The following is an 18,537-nucleotide window of genomic DNA, read 5'->3' as shown; positions in this document are numbered from 1 at the left end:
GCAAATAAGACGGTCATGACGCCCAGCCTCGATACGCCGCTACCCGGCGGACAGCTACTGCCGTTTCGCGAATCGCTGCTGGCGATGCTGGGTATCGCCTTTGTCTCGATGCTGGTGGCGCTCGATCAGACCATTGTCGGCACCGCACTGCCACGTATCGTCGCCGATCTTAAGGGTTTCGATCTGTACGCATGGGTCGCGACGGCTTATATGCTGGCTTCGGTAATCACCATTCCGATCTTCGGGCGGCTCGGTGATCTGTTCGGCCGCAAGCCATTCCTGATCGCCGCGATTCTGTTGTTTACCGGCGCGTCGGTATTGTGCGGGTTCGCTACGAGCATGCTGTTGCTGGTGATTTCTCGCGGTTTGCAGGGGATAGGCGGCGGCATTCTGATCGGCACGGTGTTCGCCACCGTCGCCGATCTGTTTCCCAATCCGAAGCTGCGGCTGCGCTGGCTCGTGTTCGTCACGTCCGCATTCGGGTTCGCCAATATGGTCGGGCCGACACTCGGGGGCGTGCTTACACAATACGGCGGCTGGAGGCTGGTGTTCTTTGTCAACGTTCCGGTTGGCGTCGTGTCCCTGTTGTTTGTGCAGCGCTTTTTGCCACCCCTGCGTCATCTGCGGCGCAAGGGTCCCGTGCGCCTCGATTGGCTTGGCGCGTGCGTGATCGCGGTCACGTTCGGCGCGTTGCAATTGCTGATTGAGTTGTTTCCGAAGTACGGCGTCAACACGATAACGATCGTGCTAGCCATCGTTGCCGCGAGCTTTGCTCTAACGCTATGGCTGTGGGAGCGGAGGATTGCGTATCCCATCATTCCCGTGGATATGCTGTTGGACCGCAAGCTCTCCGCGCTCTTCGCGATGTCGGTGCTTGGCGGTTTCGCGCTATTTTCGCTGGTGTTTTATGTGCCGCTGCTGTTTCAGGGCGGCTATGCGATGTCCGCGCATGACTCCGGCATGCTGATCACACCGCTGCTGCTCGGCACGACGGTGGGCAGCGTGGTGAACAATCGTATCGTCACCCGGATTCGCCGCGCGAACGGCATCATGTACGTCGGTTTCGCGCTGTCCGCGCTCGCGTGTCTGAGCGTGATCGTGCTTAGAGGTACCGAGCCGCATCTGGTGTGGATGTCGTGTATGGGGATCAGTGGACTCGGACTCGGTCTGGTGGCGACGAGCCTGACAGTCTGTTCGCAACAGATCGTCGCGCGTGACCAGCTCGGTGCGGCCACTGCGCTGCTGCAATCGCTGCGTACTTTCGGCGGAATGCTGGGCACCGTGATGACGGGTGCGTTGCTTGGGCATCTCTACACGCAGGGCGTGCATCGCTCGCTCTCGTCGTATCAGGCTACGCAGTGGTTCAAATCGTTTGCGAGCCCCGAGTTGCTGGTGGACCGCGCGGAGCAGGCGGCGTTGATCAATCGCCTGGTAAGCGCCGGGCATGCGGGCGACGCGATGATGAATTCGGCTCGGGATGCGCTTGTGCAGTCGATCCATATCGGCATTCTGGTGGCGGGCGCGGCCGCGTTGGTTGGGTTGTGCCTTGCGTGGTTTGTGCCGCCGGTGCGGATCGGCTATCCGGAGGCGGAATGGGTGGCGGGCGGAGGAACGGCGCAGGCCGAGGCGCCTCCGCAGCGGGGGCATGTGCTTTAGGCCTGGCTCACTTTCGCCACCGCAAGAATGGTGTGCGCAACAAATGACTTAACGCTGTCAAGCCACTTAGTTATATCCATCCTCCGTTTTCCGCCTGCGTTTTCGGGTTGGGAGGCACTCACTTGCGCCGTTTGACACGTCCCACACCGAAGCACTTTCGTGAGTGAAAGCGTCCTCGTTGCCGGGTCGACCAGCTAGCGTCCAAAGCCCTCTGTGATAGAAATAGACCTGAAATCAAAGCGAAATTTGCTGCGCCGCCCAGGTGAAATTCGGTCAGAAACCTTGACCTGGCGATTCTGTTTTCTTACTATGAGCCTCGACGTTTGCGCAGCGACTACGAACTCGTTCTCACAAAAAGCGCGCACATAAAAAAACCAAAGCTAAATACCGAGGTCTTTCGGGGCTCTTGCATGACAATGGATGAAGACATCGCGCACGTTGCGCGTGTGATGGCGCCGTCGTTGCGCGCCTTTCGTGGTGAACCTGTACTGCCGCCAGCCTATTGGCGAAAACGACTACAACGCATACAGGATGAATTTCCTCTGACTCAATTGCAGACCTTCCAGATCAAGCATTTGCTTGGGGAGTTAGATCGGTTTGAGGCGGAAGCGCAAAGCCGCTCATGTTGACGCGACTCTCGATCGCCTCGTCCATCAAGCGCAAACGTTTTCGCTGAAAGGCGATTCGAAAAGAACGGGTAGGGAATCATTCGATACCTCTGCATTGTGATCGCCTTCGCGAAGCTCCCCTGACCGCGCAAGAAAAGAAACCACTTGCCTCTTCCATGCTCTTCGCGGACTCCGTGTTACGTGCAACGGCACGTAACACGGCCCACGTGTTACGAGTTACGCCGCTGAAATACCACTCAAAAAATGCGAAGTCGCTACCCACAGGCTCACGTCGGGCCTGTCGGTAGCAGGCTAATCACATGGCATAAATCTCGCTTGATCGCAGCGCGTCGTCACGCAAGAGCGTGAGTCATAGCCGCGTCGAGAGAAAACAGATGCTGCCAGGTATACCGGCAGCCACACACGCTACGGGACCGTATGAAAATCGGGTTGAATCTCATCCCCAAACTTTGTGTTTTGGGCGTCTTTTTCTATCTATATGTAAGCGTGAACACCGCCGCATGGGCAACACGGCGCCACGAAGGGAAGCTGCTGTTCCTGGAATGGCAACCCACGCGCGCGCGCGGGTCGCAGGAACTGAAGCGGCTGAACCTGCTTAGGCGGTTGCGTTTTCTTGCTTTCCTGACTGCGATCGTTGCAATCGCTGTGCAAGCATTTATCTTTTTCCGCTAACAAAAGAACGGCACATGAAAATCGGATATACGAAAGGTAACTACCCAGAACAGCGCTGCGTGCTGGGAAAAGTGCCTGACAGCACGTATCAAAAGATCGGCAATCCGATTTTCATCCGACTCCTCGCGAAGATCGAGCGAAAGCTCAGCAGGAAGCAATTGTCGTTCTTCGATTTTTTCCACGTCGAGAAGAGAGCGCCTGATATTGACTGCTTCCATTTCTTCAATGACGTCTCGAACACCCGTAAGCCTTGGGTGTCGACTTTCGAATCGATGATCCCCCGCGAGAATTTCTATCTTGACGCCAAACACTCACGCAACAAAGATGGCTCGCTTAGACACAGCCGGCTGGTCCGGTACAAACTTGGCCTGATCGCCCGGGACAATTGCAAGAAAATCATCGCACTGTCCCAATGCAATATGCGGATGCAACTTCGCATGCTGGAGTCCTATCCCGAACTTCGGGAAGCCATCGTGCGAAAGATGGAGGTTATTCCCCCGCCACAATCGTTGATAAGTGGTTGCGCCGAAAAACCGGATGATGGCATCGTCCGTTTCACGTTCGTCGGGCGGCAGTTTTTCCAGAAGGGCGGCTACGAAATCCTCGAAGCGTTTGCGCGCCTTGAATCGGAGGGGATCACGGGTTTTGAGCTAACACTGATAGGCGATCTTTGCGAAACGTGGAACCACGCGCACCGCGGGGTTCAGGACAGAAAGGAAACGGCGCTACGAGCACAGGCGTTGATTTCCAATAGTCATCGCATCACGCACAAGACGAAACTGCCCAACGCCGAAGTCATTGAACTGCTGAGACGCACCCACGTTGGTCTGCTGCCGACATGGGCGGACACTTACGGCTACTCCGTGCTGGAGTTTCAGGCTGCGGGTTGCCCGGTTATCACAACAAATGTCCGCGCGTTACCGGAGATCAACAATGGTTCGGTAGGATGGGTTGTGGATCTACCACTCAACGAATCAAACGAACTCGACGTGAATAGTGAAACCGTCAAAAAGAAGCTTCGCGACGGGATTATCGACGGAATTTACAGAGCGGCCCGTGACGCGATCGAGCACCCGGAAGCACTACGTGAGCGAGGGCAGCGATGTATTGAACGGGTAGCCTCCGAACACAGCCCTGCTGTCTATGCCGATCAACTGAGCCGGCTTTATGCCTCGTGATTTGCGGTGTCGGTGAGAGTGATCACCTCCAACTGAACCGACATCACCGTCTTTGAGCTTGAGCGCGACGATCCATGCGTTCGCGGCATCAAGTGCAGCCGTTACTCCACCTGTAGTCTCTCCCCCGCTTTGCGAATAGGTACGCGGAGATCCGTGTCCTGCGCCCGCCAGTTGAATCCCATCACCCATTGAGATCAGACGGATCACATCTGTATGGTGAATGCCATTTGGCCTTCGCGCCATGTCGATGGCTGGCGGTGCTCGCGAAGGACCGCTTGCCCGGAAACAAGGTCAGTGATCGTCAGCGAACATACGCCCGATTCGTCAGTCTGTACACTCCGGAAACGTCAGTGAAGCCTGTCTGGTGAAACGGCAAGCATTTCAAAATAAATGGAGTTCGCATGCCCGTACGCTGGATTATTAATATCGTGCTAATGCCATTTCTACTGATTGTAGTGGTGTGCGCTGCTTTAACTGCAATATCCATAGCCAGCTATGACGATCTGCTCGAACGCGCGCGCCGTATCAGGCAATCGTAGTATTCTCGACTCGCAAAGACAGGCATCCAGGGGCTGGGCAGAGTGGATCAGTCAAGACTCGATAACGCAAAGTATCGGACAACACTTCGCCAGGTCTACCGCTATCACCAGCCATTTTTGCCTCCGAAGAAATAAAGCTTATCGGCCCAGAACAGAAAGACCCTGACTGCTCGCTACGCCACTCCCCGGTGTACTTCCGCCGAGATCAGATTGTAGTAATTCATCCGAAGCGTCAGTATTGTCCGCGCTATCCATACTGCCAGACATTTTGTTCTGCATAACCCTCTGCGCGCCTCCACTTCCCATTCCCACGCCAGCAACTGCCGCCACACTTGTTCCTCTGACCATACCCAGACCGCCGGTCGCCCCAAGACCAATACGCGCGCCGGCACCCCTGCCCATGCTCGTGCTCATCCCCCCAGTCACGCCCATACCTGCACTCATACCGGCTATTAAACTGGATGAGTTCAATCCGTGCCCCACCCCTTGCTTCTGCCCGACGCCGCCCGCCAACATGCCTAAAACTTGCTGAGTCTTCACGCTCGAAACTGCGGAAGGGTCAAGCGTATTCTCTGCGAATGCGTCTGGCGTACTATAAGATTGCGCCTGATATTCGGACTCTTCCTTTTCGGCTGCAATCCGGTTTTTTCGTCCCGCGTATCTAATTCGATAATGCCCCTTCAAGGCGTCGGCCTCCGCTTTGCGTGCCGAAAAATTCGATACCGTAAAAGTGCCTTCTCTGTAGCTGGATTGATTCGAAGGCACCATGGAAAGCACATCGCCTTCAACCTGAGCGTACGCGCAGTTAGCCAACAATAAGTAAGCTATCAAAGAAGCAATTTTTATTTTCATAAACCAACCCCGGAAATCAAATAGCTTCAGAATCCTACACAGTCTGGCCGCAGCCGTCCCTGGTCGATCACATCTCATCGCCTTCAGGCATAGCTCCTTCTGCTCCACCTGGCTGCACGACGTATTTCGGATAACGCCGGGCGTATTTCTCCAACAACCTCTCATACTCGGTAAGTATCTTGTTCCACTGAAATTCTTCTTCAAACCGCTTTAAACTCGCGGAACTTAAACGATAGACGAGCTCGTCATCGTCCAACAGCTCAGAGATACAAGCATCGCATTCTTCGGTCGTCGAAAAAAACCTGGCACTATCGCCAGCGACCCAGCGGTTGAACCGATTGCTATGCGCTATCACCGCGCACCCGGCACCCAAGGCTTCCACAAGAGAAGGATTCGTGCCGCCTACCTGATGCCCGTGAAGATAGAAGCGCGCATTGGCGCGAAGCGCACCAACCGCCGCCTGGTCATAGATCGCGCCTGGGAAAATTACCTCTTCACTCGCGGCGTCCAGAACTTTCTGGTGATACACATTCTGCTTCCCGTTATAACTTCCCAATACGATCAGTTTGGCCTGCCGCCGGCGTCGCGAGAACGCGGTAACAATCTCAAGGATGGAGTTTTCAGCCTCCGGTCTCGCTATGAGGATGCCGTACGGTGTGCCCGCAAGATCGTATTTGGTCAACACGGAATGCTGGCCGTCGCGTATTGCCCGATCAGCACCGTAGACAATCGTTGTGATTTTTTTTCTGGACACTCGCGTCGCCAGATGGTCAGCAATCGACGGATGGTCGGCTATCAGATGGTTGCCAACGAGACAGCCGATCCGCTCATTCATCCATAGCCAGATCTTCGCCGGCGTACTCCACTTGATCCGCTGCCACTCAAGTCCGTCCATGTTAAAAATATTGTTTATCCCCGCCAGACGAAGCCAGCTCGAAAAGACCGCCGTGTTGTAGCCCAGCGTCAGCACTACGTCAGGTCTCGCCTCGATTACATGACGTACAGCCTTAAAATCGAAGGCCATCGTGCCCCACGCGCCGGGCGCATTGGTGGAAATCGTAACGCGCCGCACTCCTTCCCATTCGTCTATCTCGCAAAGGTTTTCGGCAGTGTCCGCCTGGCAGTAAACGGTCACTCGCCACCCTTGCTTCACCAGATAAAGTGCCAGGCGCTCAGCAAAAGTCTCGAAGCCACCATGTCGCGCAGGAATCCCGCGCGTCCCCAGAATAGCAAGGTCTTTTTTCATTATTTGATTAAACTATTTAATTTTAAATAATCTTAACGGAATTAATTTTCCTGAGACCACCCCAAAGGCCTGCCAAATCAATTCTGCTCAATATCTAGATGTCCCGAAAAATCCTCCTGTATCCATTCAACACACCACACATGGACAAAAATATTGAACGAAACAGGGAAAACCGTTCTATCAAATATTTAAAATTATCTGAGACGGGTTTATTTCGACTCTTAAAATCCTGGTTCATCAGTAAAATTCTTTCGGCTTCAATGCTGCTTCCAGCGTACTGCGCCGGGTGTGAGAGCACATCGCAGAAAAGTACTTCGCCTTTCGAGTATCTCAAGAGGGCGGCCCAATCGTCCGCCTTGTGCAACATCACGGATTGTTTGGCAAGCAAATCCGCAGCCATGCCTCTGGACAATACATAACAGGCAGTTCGCCACATTTGCCGATAGGAATGTCCGTTGACCGTGAAAACCCCAGCCTCACTCGAATTCCGCTGTTTGCCGAAAAGCCATTTGCGTGAGCGCAATCCATCCTGAGCGCCGCAACAAAGCAAAAAGTCGTTATCCAGTTGCCCCGCAACACGCAGGATCCGTCCGATGTCCTCGTCGCACCCCTCGACGTCATCTTCAAGGATTAAAGCCATTTTTTCGCCGGTATTTAAAAACTGCCGATATGCATCAAGATGGCTCAACGCACAACCCACTTCCGCCGGGCTTAGCAACTCCCGCTTCGCACGATAAAGCGGAGCAGCAAACTGAAAATACTCCCGTGCACTCATCGAACGCCCGTCAATCGTGTTCACAATTTCAAATGCTTCCGAAGCCTGCGGGAATCTACTTTTTAGCAGATCCCTCCGGGCTTCATCCTGCGGCAGTGAAATCAAAAAAATTTTCATCGTAAATACCATTTACACTCAATTGGTACAGCGCACAGGACTTTATTTATTTTTTAAGGCATCAATAATTGTGTTCATTCTGACGGTTCCTCCATTCGAGGCCATGCGCAAAGTAGCTTGCTGGGGGTTCCAGACTGGATTCTCTTTAAACGCGTGGAAAGCCCAGCCGAAGGAAAGCTGATCCATGACACCCAGAAGGTCACCAAGATAACGATCCCCATCATCACCCGATATAACGCTTGCACTAAATTCTCCGATGAAAATCGGAACATGATTTGCGTCACCGTACTGCCGCGCCATGGCCATCGTGCTCCAGATTTTATTCGCGTCCCACTGCTCTCCGGCGATTTTCCCCGGATAGTGAACCGCGGTGGAGAACTGCGGCAGCACACCTTCATGCGTTAATTCCATGGGTGTATACATATGAGGACTTACAACAATCCGATCCGTGTGTGGTAACTTGAGACGTCCCAATGCCGAAAAAAAACTGTCGTAGCCACCCTGCGCGTTAGTCTGTCTCGCGGGCTCAATAACTATGTATGCCGTTTTATTATTGGCCCGGATTGCCGAGACTAACGACCCAGCAAACTTGTTCCAATCAAAATAGTTGTTATCCGCTGACGGCGGCGGCGTTACAGGTTCATTCAACAGATCAAATCCCAACACCGCCCGGTCATCGCCTCGATAGCGCTGTGCAATCTGGATCCACAGTGATTTCAAGCGGTTCTGAAGCAGATCAGATGACCAGAAAACATCACGAGGCGACGTAGTGTATCGATTCTTAAACCCCGGTATCGCATGAGGGTCGATAACTACAGCCAGATGATTTTTACTGGCAGTTTCAATTATGTTATCGAGTTTTTTGAAATTTGCCTCATCGCTTTCATATGAGCCGGTCAGACTTAAGAGCGGCGAATCGCCAAATGAAACCCGAATCACACTGCATCCGATGCTCGCGATATATTCGAGATCCATGTCGGACACATTTGGCGTCACATTAAAACCTCGAGCCGTTGCCCAATCGAAGGCGACAGCCGGCATCGAGGCGAATGCCAACAGGCACAAAAGAATACCTGCAATTGATTTTTTATAAATCATTTAACCGACACTCCCTTCACATCGTAAAATGCCGCTTTGCATGAATTTATTATTTTTCGCCCAACAACGACTTTGGCAAAATCAATGGCGAACTTCCTGACTTTTATCGCACGAAGGAAAAGCGCGGCGACCAATATTCCAGCGGCCTTGACGCGCCCAGAAATTGGACCGTTAGCCAGTTCCGGTGCGATTATTATCGCCATGAATCCGAAAACCGCAGCTTTCGATAGGTTATCTCCGTGCTGCCGAATCCATTGTTTCGATCCATCATTATCTACGAGCGAAGAAACACGGCTAATCTTCGAATCCTGATACCAGATTGTCTCCGCATTCTCAATAAATACAAACTCAGCACCAGTCAACTGCAAGCGAATCGCCAGATCCCAATCCTGATGCTTGACTAACCGCGAGTCGAATAGGCAACTTTCGAAAAGCTCTTTCGACATGAACAACGAACTTGTCTGAATGTGTCCCGAATTTTTGAACAAATAGTCGCCAACCGGCTCTCCACTCCCCATTCCACGGGGGGGTTCCATAAACTCTTTTCCGTCTCGCCTTACCAGTAGCCTTGTATAACAGACAACAGTCTTTGGATTCGTACGTCCCGAAACCGCCTCCATTTGCCGGGCCAATTTTCCCGGCAACCACTCGTCATCTGAATCGAGAAATGCTACATATTCTCCGCGCGCCAACGTGCCGCCTTTGTTTCGAGAGGCGCCGCCCCGGAGATTTTTTTCATTTTTCAAGTATCGGATGCGAGGATCGTTTATCGCCTCAACAATTTTCTGTGTGTCGTCCTTAGAGCCGTCATCTACGACTATTATTTCAATATTCGTCCAGGTTTGTTTCAACGCACTTTCCAGCGCGCGAGCGATAGTCGCCTCCCGGTTGTAGGTAGGAATAACGACACTGATAAGAATATTGTGGTTCATCATTTCGCCTAGGCACGTTTCTCGGCAAATGTAAAAACTGTCTTTTTTATCCACCCAAAACCCAGCAGCCCATAAACCGTCGCGCCGACAGCAGAGACCAATATCGCGAGCGGTAAGGAATTCATTCCAATATCGATCAATTTAATTCGAAGCACGCTCATACAAATCATCATTGCGGCACAAATCGCAAGCGGTTTCGAAATTTTCACCAGTAAATATGAAATACCTGAATCAAGATGTTTCATGGTCACAGTCATGGCCACGAAAAAATTGATCAAATTGGCAATCGCGTACATTGCAGCGACATGATTAACGTCCCAGAATGCACCAATAATGAACCCGCCAACCTGCAGAACCGTGGCAATCAAACCGAGCTTCATTAGTGATTTTGTCTTCCCGGTCGCCATAAAAACAGTACCCGTGGTACTAACCATTGACTGTATAAATCCTACTGGCGCAAGCCACGCCAACACTGGAACTACCGCACTCCATTTCGGACCAAATACGATATGCACGAACTCCGTCCTCAGCACCCAGATTCCACACATCAGCGGCCCTGTGATCGTTACGACCATCATGACGGTCTTCAGGTACAGGTTCCGCAGGAGGAGTGGTTCGTTCTGATGCCGACTTAATAAAGGGAAAAGCGCCCGGGTGGCTACGAACGTCATGTTTTGCAAAGGAAACAACATGACACGATATGCCTGGGAATAAACACCCAACTGCACGGCTCCAAGCAGTTTCCCGACTACAATGCTGTCGGCATTTCGCGCGAAATAATTAATCAGATTGAACGCCGTTAAATTTCCGCTGTACGAAAATAATGACTTGAAAGAATCGACGTTGAATTTCCTTCCCGGCCGCCACCGGCTCAATATCCAGAGTTGCGCGGACGATAGCGTAGCCGCGGTCAATATTTGAGCCGGGAGGCAAAACACCCCGAAACCAAAATGGGCCAGGAGAATGGCTACAGACAGGCCCGCGCCGGAAGATAGAATTTCGACCCTTGCAAGCAATTTGAACTGCGACTGACGTTCAAGCAGCGCTTGATGGACCGCTGCGCTGGCAGTGATAGGGAAGCCAAGGGCGAGCAACCACAAGACCTTCGGAAGATTCGGAGATACAAAAACGTATCCGATCAGCGTGGCCAAGCCTGCCACCAATGCTGAAAGCGCGACTCCGACTCCGAAGTTAAGCCAGAACACCGTGGCTTTCGCATTCTCGTCCAGCTCGTCCCGTTGAACGACGGCCGCCGACGTTCCTAAATCTCGCAGAAGATTCGCGAGATTTACGACTATCATCGCCATCGCCATGACGCCATAATCCGCGGGGCCAAGAAGCCTCGCTAGAAATAGCATGCCTAATAGCTGCAATCCCACGCGAGAAAACTGGGAAACGGCAACCCACTTTGTGTTGTTAATAAGTGTCATGGACCGCCCATAAATCCGTATTCTTTAATCATCGCGGCAATTTGCACGTCGTTCTCGTCGCTCCCGAGATTGGACTTCCACAGTGCGACGTCTTGGGAGCCGAGCCAGAATTTCACGGCTCCGCTCGATGGAACTTTTCTGACCAGAATGCCTCTGGCTCTCGCCATCCAATAAAACCAGACGTCGTCAGCCTGCGGGCAAAGACTTCTCATCCTGTCAACGTTGGTTGCTTCGCTATCGAAGACGTTGGGTGGGTAAAGGACGCCGCCCACTCCCGTAGCGAAATTCAACGGATTTTTTTGCAAGGACTCCGAGCACCAATGCCAGCTTCTGTATGAATCAGGCAGCCCGTCTGAGTTGGTTCTCACGACATGCATCCGGTGGCAAAGGATTTCCGGCGAGCTCTCGGTGTATTGGTCAAGCAGGTCAGCCAGCCACGTCCGCCAATAGACAACGTCGTCATCTGCTGTAACGACTGCGACGCATTTATAGGCATCCAGAGCCGGCACCAGTTTCTTGTACGACCTCAGGTTTTCGCAGAGATGAATTTCCAGCCCCCACCTTTTCAACGCCAGTACGTTGGCCGGCAAATGCACCGAATCCTCCTGCGCGATCCAAAGGACTACCGCGGCCGGTCGCACGCTCTGCAGGAGAATTGTTTTGAGCGTCAAATGCAGGGTCCGGAACCTTGGCGGATATGAGGTCAGGCTGACGACAACTCGCGGATCGAGCTTCGTGGTTCGGCGCGCGGCACGACGAAGGATCCACCCTATTTCAGTGGTTAAATGATCCATCAAGGCTTTCACAACTGAGAAAGCCAACCTGGCCTCTTGCTTTGCGGTTCGCAATCTTTCTTTCATGACATTACCGATCGATACAGTGCCGACAACTTTTCATAGTGCGCAGACCTGCTAAATTTCCTCTCAACGTTCTTTCTTCCCGTACGCCCCATTTTTTCCAGATCGAGTTTTCCATACGCCATTTCTTCGACCGCCGTAATAAGTTCGTCGACATTGCCGGCTTCGACAAGCGTGGAATCCTCCCCGGCACTCAATACCTCGGGCAATCCCCCGATATCAGCGGCGATCACCGGCTTTCCGTACGCCAGCGACTCCGCAGCCGACAATCCAAAGGTTTCGTACCAAACGGAGGGGACGATGCTTGCGGTCGCGCCCCGGACCAAATCGCCGATTTGATCCCGAGTTGCAAATCCGAAGAATGTCACGTTCGACATGGCGTTTTTTCGGCAATACTCTTTTGCGTCGTCATATGCGTTGCCGACGCCCACGATCAAGAGCTTTATGTTTCGAATCTTTTCGAACGCCTCCAGGAGCACCCAGATTCCCTTCTCCTTTTCGATTCGTCCAAAATATATGAAATATCGGCCCGCGCTGTACTCAGGAACCATTTCGCCAATATCAACGAAATTATGGATGGTGGAGACTTTATGCTCCGGAACACCCATACTTATGACCTTTTTTCGTTGAAAATCACTAACGGCTATAAATTTATCTATTTTCTCAATCGATCCGAAAATATAGCTGACGTAACTTTCGACCATAGAAGCTGCCGATCGCACTACGGATCCCTTGTTGCATCTATGCGTGAGGACGTTATGAAACTTGAAATTCGCGCATCTTTCGCAAACAGCGCCGTTAGAGCTGAGTTGGTACGTTGGACATACCACTTTGTATTCGTGAAGTGTCTGCAGCAACGGTATGGCTTGGCTTTTCACCTCAGACAAAATTGAAGACGAAAGCTTCCCGTAGTAAATGTGGCAATGAAATACATCAGGACTAAATTCCTCAATGAATTTCCGAACTGCCTTTTTTGCATCGAAGTTGTAAACGTATCTGGCAACATCGCTCCAGCGCGGGGACGAAATTGACACTTCTTTTTTTGGAAAAAATTCCAGCCATTCACTTGCCTGATTATTCTTATCCGCACCGCAAAACGGAGCAACTTCGTGACCATAGGCACGAAGCATTTTTTCCGTTTCTATAAGAACCTTGTCAGATCCACCTCGTACGAAGTAGTTCTGACCAGCCATGGCGATTTTCATGTTGCTCTCAAATAGACGGGTGCGCTTGTTTTCGTTAGCGATTGCCGAACAACTTCCCCGTTCATGGCCGCTGATATTTCAAAAAGATATAAAAAGACGACGAAATGAGAGTTAAAGCTAACCAGCCTCGACTCAAATGTATTTTCAAGAATAAAGATAAATATGTACCCGAAGAAGAGGGTAAATGTTTTGTTATTTTTCAGATTTTTTACAAACACAGCAATCAGAATGAAAACAATCACTTCCCCACACAATCCCAAAGAGTAAAGCGTTTCAATGAATCCGTTATGCGCCGACGCCACGAGAAATCCCACCTGCGACGTGAAATCGGAACCATCGAGACTATTCGTTACGCTTAGTTGATCGAGCCCGTAGCCCCATATCGGCGACGCAGCAACTTTCGCAAAAATATAAAGCCAGATTACATTTCTATTCGAAAAAGTTGCATATTTCTCGTCGGGAGAATCCATCCCTAACGCTATTGCGGCATAGACCGCGAACGCGCTGAGCAGCAGCAAACCCAGAAGGATCAGAAGACGATAGCGATGTATGAATTTTCTTATAAATTTGAATTCACATGCCGAATTGAACAAAAACAACACGATCACGATACCGATTGCGGTTGTCGATTGACTTCCGATGGTCAATATCGCGGCAAGAACTGCACTTAACGCTGCAAATTTGTTCTTCGAAATCAACCAGTACCAGAACGAAATCGAGAATGCGAGCGCCGAGAACGATCCGAGAGAATTTTTGTGGGTAAAAATACCTTGCCACTTCCCAAGATGCTCACCTACCGCCACGCCGTAGTGGGGAATAATGAATATATATATAAAACTCGACAATTCGAATATCAGAAATCCCTTGATGGCGGCGCGGATCGTGCCGTCCCACCCGGCCAATCTAATATGTGTCGCGATCAACAGATACGCTGCAATCAGGAGCAGAGTCGCACCCAAAGATGCCTTGGGCACCTCTGCCCACAATGCCGAGCAGATCGATAAGGCGCCGAGACCAAGCAGGGTCCAATGGGGCCTGATTTTGAACCTGCAGACAATCCACACAAAAAATACAACCGCCAGCGTTACAGCACCCCAAACAATAGGCAACGCATTGAGGGGGCCGTTATAAGGGATAGCATTGTCCAGGCCCTGGTCGCGCGCCCCGCCATCTTTGATCAAACCTATGTATGCGCCGAACGATAGTATCGTCATAGCAAATGCCAAGAATTCAACTGTTTTCTTAAGCATGTTTTATCTCTAGGGCCACGCTACCGTTTCCCGGCAGAATTCGATCTGATTTTGAAAGTCCACGTATTCGTGGTTTTCGCCGCATACACAGGTTCCGCTCGCCGCCGTCATTTCTTGATGCGGCCATATTGGTAGGTGTAGTACCCGCCGTAATACCTGCCGTAGCCAATGACCCTGCGCGGAATGCCGTTGAAGATCGCGCCCTTCAACACAGCGCCGCCTTGCCGCAACCGTCTTACCGCCTCGGCAATTTCAGGCAACGGGTGCTGCCCGTGACGTAGCGCCATTAGCGTCGTCCCCGCCAGCTTCGCCACAATCGCTGCGTCCGTCACCGCAAGCACGGGCGGCGTATCGACGAGGACAATGTCGTACGAAGAAGCCATTTGCTGAAGCACCTTGGCAAATCGATCAGTAAGGAGCAATTCGGCCGGATTTGGGGGAACAGTTCCTGTCGTGATCAAATCAAGGTTTTGCAATACCTGCCGCCGGGTAGCCTGTTCCACCGTATGGGTACCCAGGATCAACTCCGACAAGCCATTCTCCCTAGGCGTGCCGAAGAATTGATGCAAGTGACCCCGTCGCATGTCTGCGTCAACCAACAGAACCCGCTTGCCCGTTGTTGCCAGTACCGCCGCCAGGTTAGACCCAATGAATGATTTCCCCACGCCTGGGCTCGGACCGGTAACAACAACGATATTGTTCGTACTGTTGAGCATGGCAAACTGCAACGACGTCCGAAGACTGCGGATGCTCTCTATGGTTGGATCGTCCGGCCGGGTATTAGCGAGAGCAAATATGCCCTCCTCGCCTTTTCGCATTGAGCTTTCCAAAGCTGATTGCTGTTCGCTTTGCGGAATGGCGGCGAAGATGCTCACGCCTGTTGCACGTTCAATGACATCGCCGTCTTCTACGCCGCGGACAATAGCCCGGTTGATAAAGGCCGCAACGGTACCCAGGATCAAACCCAGCACAACGCCTAGCGCAATCACCAGCGGCCTCTTCGGCTTGACCGGTTTCTCCGGCTGCACGGCACGGTCTACGATCCGAACGTTGCCAACCTTTCCGGCTTTAAGAACTTTGAGTTGTTGCGCGCTATTCAACAGGCCGGTGTACAAGTCCGTATTGACCGTAACGTCCCGCATGAGTCGCAAGGCGGATTGCTCAAGGTCCGGCAGCGCCGTGATGCGGTGGGAGAGAGCGCCGACCTGATCTTGCGCTGCGCTAATCTGGCTATCGATAGTCGCGACGTTGTGACTTGCAGGATTGAATCGTTGCAAGAGTTCCACGCGCTTCTGCTTCAACTCGAGCAGCGTGGCGTTGGCGTCCACGGACTGTTGCAGAACAAGCTTGGCCTCTTCGCTCAAACTGACTGTCCCGCTACGATTTCGAAAATTGTTATATCGCTCCTCGGACGACTCCAGCTCTTTCTTGAGTGCAGGAAGTTGCTGATCCAGAAAGACCAATGTTTTCTCGGTCTCGGCCGTATTTAGCTGAACGTTCTGATATACATACTCGTCAGCAATCGCGTTTAGCGTGTTCGTGGTCTCTTCAGCATCAGTCCCGTCCAGGGTCGTCTCAAGAATCCCCGACTGCTTACCCTGCTCTGCAATAACCAGCTTGTCCTGGAGATCTTCGATACGTTCCGATTCCGAATAGCGCAGGAGATTAAATTTCGTGTTCTGGCGAGCGTTCAGCGAACTCACCAGAAACGTCACCGGCCCGTCGTCCACTCTGCCATGGGCTTCCTGACCAACCGTACCGTGCAGCACAACATCGTTTTCGTTGTCGAGCAGATGGTATTTGTCTCCCCCATCTGAAACCAACGTGAATTTGCTTTCCACATAGGTTTTCGGAACGTCGAACCGCTCCACTTTTATTTCCTCGCCGCCCCATGCGAAGCTATCAAAACCAAGGAACGATTTGGCCAGAGATCCCGCCGGCAAATTGGCCAGCTCGTGATCTTCAGCGCGACGTGCAAGCCAGCGACCAAAGATTGGAAAATATTTCGGCTTCGCCGAGATATACAACTTCAGCTTTGAGACCGTCTGCCCGAGCACAAGCCGCGACCTGAGGATCTCGATCTCCGCCGTTGTTTCGGACTTGGCGCCAAGAAGAGGAGCCAGATCGCCTAACAGCGCAGCGGACGTATCCGAGTCCTCGACCTGAACAATCATGTTTGCACGGTAAACAGGCTTCGCAATGATCGCGTACGCCGCGCTCAACACCGTTACAACAAGTGTCACAATTAATATCAGCTTCCTGTTGTTCTGAAGCACGGCGATATATTCGCCGATGCTCAGATCGTCGTCTGATTTATCCTCGAGGAGCCGAATGTCTTTTAGATTAGTCATTTTTATATTACCGTTGCGTTCATTTCGCGCAGCGCTACATACCAGTCGTCAAGCGCAGTGTCGATAGTAGACAAGACGTGTTCGAAAACTGAACGGTCTTTACGATACGGGTCGATCACATCAATCCCGCGATGGTGCCCTAGCCGAAAAACCCGTCCCGTAGAGAATGGGTAGCGAGACTCGAAAAATCGCTTCTGGACATCGGTCATGACGAATATCACCGTTGCGTCCGTGACCATGCTTAGCGTTACTTGACGAGCGATATGTCCATCTATGTCTATGCCCCGTTCAAGTAGAAGCTCTCTTGCAAGAGGAGCGGCGCGGTGACCCACTACCGCACCAATACCTGCTGATTGAACATCCAGATCAGGCAGGCGGTGCGACAGAATCCCAGCGGCCATGGGGCTACGGCATAAGTTTCCATCGCAAAGGACAAGTACTGATGTGCTCATTTTCGCCTGAGGCATTTCGTTAGGTTTCGCAACTTGGCTTGGGGCGCGACTACTTCGTCGCAATCGCAGCCGTAAGACCCGCGTTGATCGCTGGAATGAGCAGGCTCAAAACGCGGCTAAATCTGACCAATCCATTTCCATCAACGTAGACAACGTCATTGGTTTGCAGATTGAACTGATTAGCGAGAAGCATGGAGACCGGTGATTTTGCGTCCAGGTGGTACACCTTGTAGTTCTTGTCCGCGGAGCCGCGAATGACGTAAACCTGCGACGGGTCGGAACTCGACGTATTCAAGCTACCGGCCTGTGCCAAGGCGTCGCTCAATGTCAGCTTGCCGTCGCGCAAGGGCACGGCAACAGTCGGCTTGTTAACTTCGCCCATTACGAAAACGCCGCTATCCTCACGCGAGAGAACGCGCAGAAGGTCGCCTTGACGAAGGACGAGCTTGGCCGGGTTGTATCCCTGCTGAAGGATTTTCGGCAAGTCAATCCGGAACGACTCCCCGTTTCGAACGAGCATCAATCTGCTTTGGTCCGCGGTCGGGCTAAATCCACCCGCACGGTTAATCGCCTCATACAGGTTCATTGGTACGTCGTTCAGAACCTGAACACCGGGCGCTCTGACCTCGCCATCTATGTACACCTGTTTCGAGCGATACGACGACACGCGCACGGTCACCTGCGGATCGTTGAAGGTCTTGGCGAGTTCTGCAGTCAGTTTTGTCTGAATCTCCTGCGGCGGCAGTCCCTCGACGTGCAGGCGACCCGCAAATGGAAATTGCAGATTGCCCGACTGATCGACCACGAAGCCGGCCCCGGGGTCTGCCGCCTTTTGCGTTGTAGCCGGCGGCTGCGCACCCTGGGCAAGGGCCAACTCAGGGTGATCCCATACGGTGATTTGAAGCACGTCCCCACGGCCAACCGTATAGAGATCAGCTGCGCCAGTTGAGTTTTCCAGTCGCAAGAATGTCGGGTTTTCTTCTGTTTCGCGCGCCGCCTGGATAGTCGAAAGGTCGATGTCGGTGATCGGAATCTTGAGATCGGTCGTCGCTGTTTGAGCATCACTTCCGTCTTTGAGTGCGACCACGGCCGGGGTGGACATCTTCATCCCGGGGGCAACACTGCATGCGGACAACATAGTGAAGGCAGGCAGGACTATCAGGCCAAGACGCACGAATAGTCGTTGAAATCCTCTTTGGCTTTGCGTAAAGCATATGGAACGCATGGACATACGATGTTTCCCCGTGTATCCCGCACTCGCGGGACAATTTATTTTTCGGATGAGACTTAAGCCGTAC

At 52.3% G+C, this 18,537-nt stretch carries 16 protein-coding genes; 4 read left to right on the top strand and 12 right to left on the bottom strand.

Going from position 1 to position 18,537, the window contains the following annotated elements; genetic code table 11:
• Positions 1–15: 15 nt before the first annotated feature.
• The 4 genes from PQR67_RS28840 to PQR67_RS28825 all read left to right on the top strand — a co-directional run bounded on the left by PQR67_RS28840 (position 16) and on the right by PQR67_RS28825 (position 4,135).
• Positions 16–1,656, top strand: coding sequence for an MFS transporter (locus tag PQR67_RS28840; RefSeq protein ID WP_408466248.1), 1,641 nt, complete (start codon positions 16–18; stop codon positions 1,654–1,656).
• Between the two features lie 410 nt (positions 1,657–2,066).
• On the top strand, positions 2,067–2,285 hold the full coding sequence (locus PQR67_RS28835; protein WP_408466247.1) for a hypothetical protein: 219 nt from the start codon (positions 2,067–2,069) through the stop codon (positions 2,283–2,285).
• A 417-nt stretch (positions 2,286–2,702) separates the two neighbouring features.
• The gene (locus tag PQR67_RS28830; RefSeq protein WP_408466246.1) at positions 2,703–2,957 is read left to right on the top strand and encodes a hypothetical protein; all 255 of its coding nucleotides are present in this window, start codon (positions 2,703–2,705) and stop codon (positions 2,955–2,957) included.
• 14 nt (positions 2,958–2,971) lie between these two features.
• The gene (locus PQR67_RS28825) at positions 2,972–4,135 is read left to right on the top strand and encodes a glycosyltransferase family 4 protein (RefSeq protein ID WP_408466245.1); all 1,164 of its coding nucleotides are present in this window, start codon (positions 2,972–2,974) and stop codon (positions 4,133–4,135) included.
• Between the two features lie 677 nt (positions 4,136–4,812).
• Here the strand turns inward: PQR67_RS28825 and PQR67_RS28820 are convergent.
• The 12 genes from PQR67_RS28820 to PQR67_RS28765 form a co-directional block, all read right to left on the bottom strand.
• Positions 4,813–5,526: a hypothetical protein gene (locus PQR67_RS28820; protein ID WP_408466244.1), complete on the bottom strand. Its 714-nt coding sequence runs from the start codon at positions 5,524–5,526 to the stop codon at positions 4,813–4,815.
• Between the two features lie 67 nt (positions 5,527–5,593).
• Complete coding sequence (locus PQR67_RS28815) at positions 5,594–6,772, bottom strand: DUF1972 domain-containing protein (RefSeq protein ID WP_408466243.1); 1,179 nt, start codon at positions 6,770–6,772, stop codon at positions 5,594–5,596.
• Positions 6,773–6,866: 94 nt separating this feature from the next.
• Entirely contained in the window at positions 6,867–7,664 is a 798-nt protein-coding gene (locus tag PQR67_RS28810; RefSeq protein WP_408466242.1) for a glycosyltransferase family 25 protein, read from the bottom strand.
• A 42-nt stretch (positions 7,665–7,706) separates the two neighbouring features.
• Positions 7,707–8,762, bottom strand: a complete 1,056-nt coding sequence (locus PQR67_RS28805) for a glycoside hydrolase family 5 protein (RefSeq protein WP_408466241.1) — start codon at positions 8,760–8,762, stop codon at positions 7,707–7,709.
• Positions 8,759–9,697, bottom strand: coding sequence for a glycosyltransferase family 2 protein (locus PQR67_RS28800; protein WP_408466240.1), 939 nt, complete (start codon positions 9,695–9,697; stop codon positions 8,759–8,761). Before PQR67_RS28800 ends, PQR67_RS28805 begins: the two co-directional genes overlap by 4 nt.
• A gap of 5 nt (positions 9,698–9,702) precedes the next feature.
• Positions 9,703–11,124, bottom strand: coding sequence for a lipopolysaccharide biosynthesis protein (locus tag PQR67_RS28795; RefSeq protein WP_408466239.1), 1,422 nt, complete (start codon positions 11,122–11,124; stop codon positions 9,703–9,705).
• The gene (locus PQR67_RS28790; protein WP_408466238.1) at positions 11,121–11,984 is read right to left on the bottom strand and encodes a hypothetical protein; all 864 of its coding nucleotides are present in this window, start codon (positions 11,982–11,984) and stop codon (positions 11,121–11,123) included. Before PQR67_RS28790 ends, PQR67_RS28795 begins: the two co-directional genes overlap by 4 nt.
• Positions 11,981–13,186: a glycosyltransferase family 4 protein gene (locus tag PQR67_RS28785; protein ID WP_408466237.1), complete on the bottom strand. Its 1,206-nt coding sequence runs from the start codon at positions 13,184–13,186 to the stop codon at positions 11,981–11,983. Before PQR67_RS28785 ends, PQR67_RS28790 begins: the two co-directional genes overlap by 4 nt.
• Entirely contained in the window at positions 13,183–14,436 is a 1,254-nt protein-coding gene (locus PQR67_RS28780; RefSeq protein ID WP_408466236.1) for an O-antigen ligase family protein, read from the bottom strand. Before PQR67_RS28780 ends, PQR67_RS28785 begins: the two co-directional genes overlap by 4 nt.
• A gap of 107 nt (positions 14,437–14,543) precedes the next feature.
• Positions 14,544–16,787 (bottom strand): polysaccharide biosynthesis tyrosine autokinase, encoded by a 2,244-nt coding sequence (locus PQR67_RS28775; RefSeq protein WP_408466235.1) that lies wholly within the window; start codon positions 16,785–16,787, stop codon positions 14,544–14,546.
• 2 nt (positions 16,788–16,789) lie between these two features.
• Positions 16,790–17,239: a low molecular weight protein-tyrosine-phosphatase gene (locus tag PQR67_RS28770; protein ID WP_408466234.1), complete on the bottom strand. Its 450-nt coding sequence runs from the start codon at positions 17,237–17,239 to the stop codon at positions 16,790–16,792.
• Positions 17,240–17,288: 49 nt separating this feature from the next.
• Positions 17,289–18,341 carry a polysaccharide biosynthesis/export family protein gene (locus PQR67_RS28765; RefSeq protein WP_408466233.1) on the bottom strand — a complete coding sequence of 351 codons (1,053 nt, stop codon included), beginning with the start codon at positions 18,339–18,341 and terminating at the stop codon, positions 17,289–17,291.
• Positions 18,342–18,537 lie beyond the last annotated feature (196 nt).

It is taken from the genome of Paraburkholderia fungorum (genome assembly GCF_046026025.1).
GTDB classification, from domain to species: domain Bacteria; phylum Pseudomonadota; class Gammaproteobacteria; order Burkholderiales; family Burkholderiaceae; genus Paraburkholderia; species Paraburkholderia fungorum_E.
Note: the sequence above shows the minus strand (reverse complement) of the source record. Positions and strands in the feature narration are given on the sequence as shown.

What these genes read in the sequence shown, in the direction of transcription:
- PQR67_RS28770 (WP_408466234.1), bottom strand. Translation starts at nt 17,239, where the DNA reads ATGAGCACATCAGTACTTGTCCTTTGCGATGGAAACTTATGCCGTAGC.
- PQR67_RS28830 (WP_408466246.1), top strand. Translation starts at nt 2,703, where the DNA reads ATGAAAATCGGGTTGAATCTCATCCCCAAACTTTGTGTTTTGGGCGTC.
- PQR67_RS28780 (WP_408466236.1), bottom strand. Translation starts at nt 14,436, where the DNA reads ATGCTTAAGAAAACAGTTGAATTCTTGGCATTTGCTATGACGATACTA.
- PQR67_RS28835 (WP_408466247.1), top strand. Translation starts at nt 2,067, where the DNA reads ATGACAATGGATGAAGACATCGCGCACGTTGCGCGTGTGATGGCGCCG.
- PQR67_RS28765 (WP_408466233.1), bottom strand. Translation starts at nt 18,341, where the DNA reads ATGTCCACCCCGGCCGTGGTCGCACTCAAAGACGGAAGTGATGCTCAA.
- PQR67_RS28820 (WP_408466244.1), bottom strand. Translation starts at nt 5,526, where the DNA reads ATGAAAATAAAAATTGCTTCTTTGATAGCTTACTTATTGTTGGCTAAC.
- PQR67_RS28815 (WP_408466243.1), bottom strand. Translation starts at nt 6,772, where the DNA reads ATGAAAAAAGACCTTGCTATTCTGGGGACGCGCGGGATTCCTGCGCGA.
- PQR67_RS28785 (WP_408466237.1), bottom strand. Translation starts at nt 13,186, where the DNA reads ATGAAAATCGCCATGGCTGGTCAGAACTACTTCGTACGAGGTGGATCT.
- PQR67_RS28775 (WP_408466235.1), bottom strand. Translation starts at nt 16,787, where the DNA reads ATGACTAATCTAAAAGACATTCGGCTCCTCGAGGATAAATCAGACGAC.
- PQR67_RS28790 (WP_408466238.1), bottom strand. Translation starts at nt 11,984, where the DNA reads ATGAAAGAAAGATTGCGAACCGCAAAGCAAGAGGCCAGGTTGGCTTTC.
- PQR67_RS28840 (WP_408466248.1), top strand. Translation starts at nt 16, where the DNA reads ATGACGCCCAGCCTCGATACGCCGCTACCCGGCGGACAGCTACTGCCG.
- PQR67_RS28825 (WP_408466245.1), top strand. Translation starts at nt 2,972, where the DNA reads ATGAAAATCGGATATACGAAAGGTAACTACCCAGAACAGCGCTGCGTG.
- PQR67_RS28795 (WP_408466239.1), bottom strand. Translation starts at nt 11,124, where the DNA reads ATGACACTTATTAACAACACAAAGTGGGTTGCCGTTTCCCAGTTTTCT.
- PQR67_RS28810 (WP_408466242.1), bottom strand. Translation starts at nt 7,664, where the DNA reads ATGAAAATTTTTTTGATTTCACTGCCGCAGGATGAAGCCCGGAGGGAT.
- PQR67_RS28800 (WP_408466240.1), bottom strand. Translation starts at nt 9,697, where the DNA reads ATGATGAACCACAATATTCTTATCAGTGTCGTTATTCCTACCTACAAC.
- PQR67_RS28805 (WP_408466241.1), bottom strand. Translation starts at nt 8,762, where the DNA reads ATGATTTATAAAAAATCAATTGCAGGTATTCTTTTGTGCCTGTTGGCA.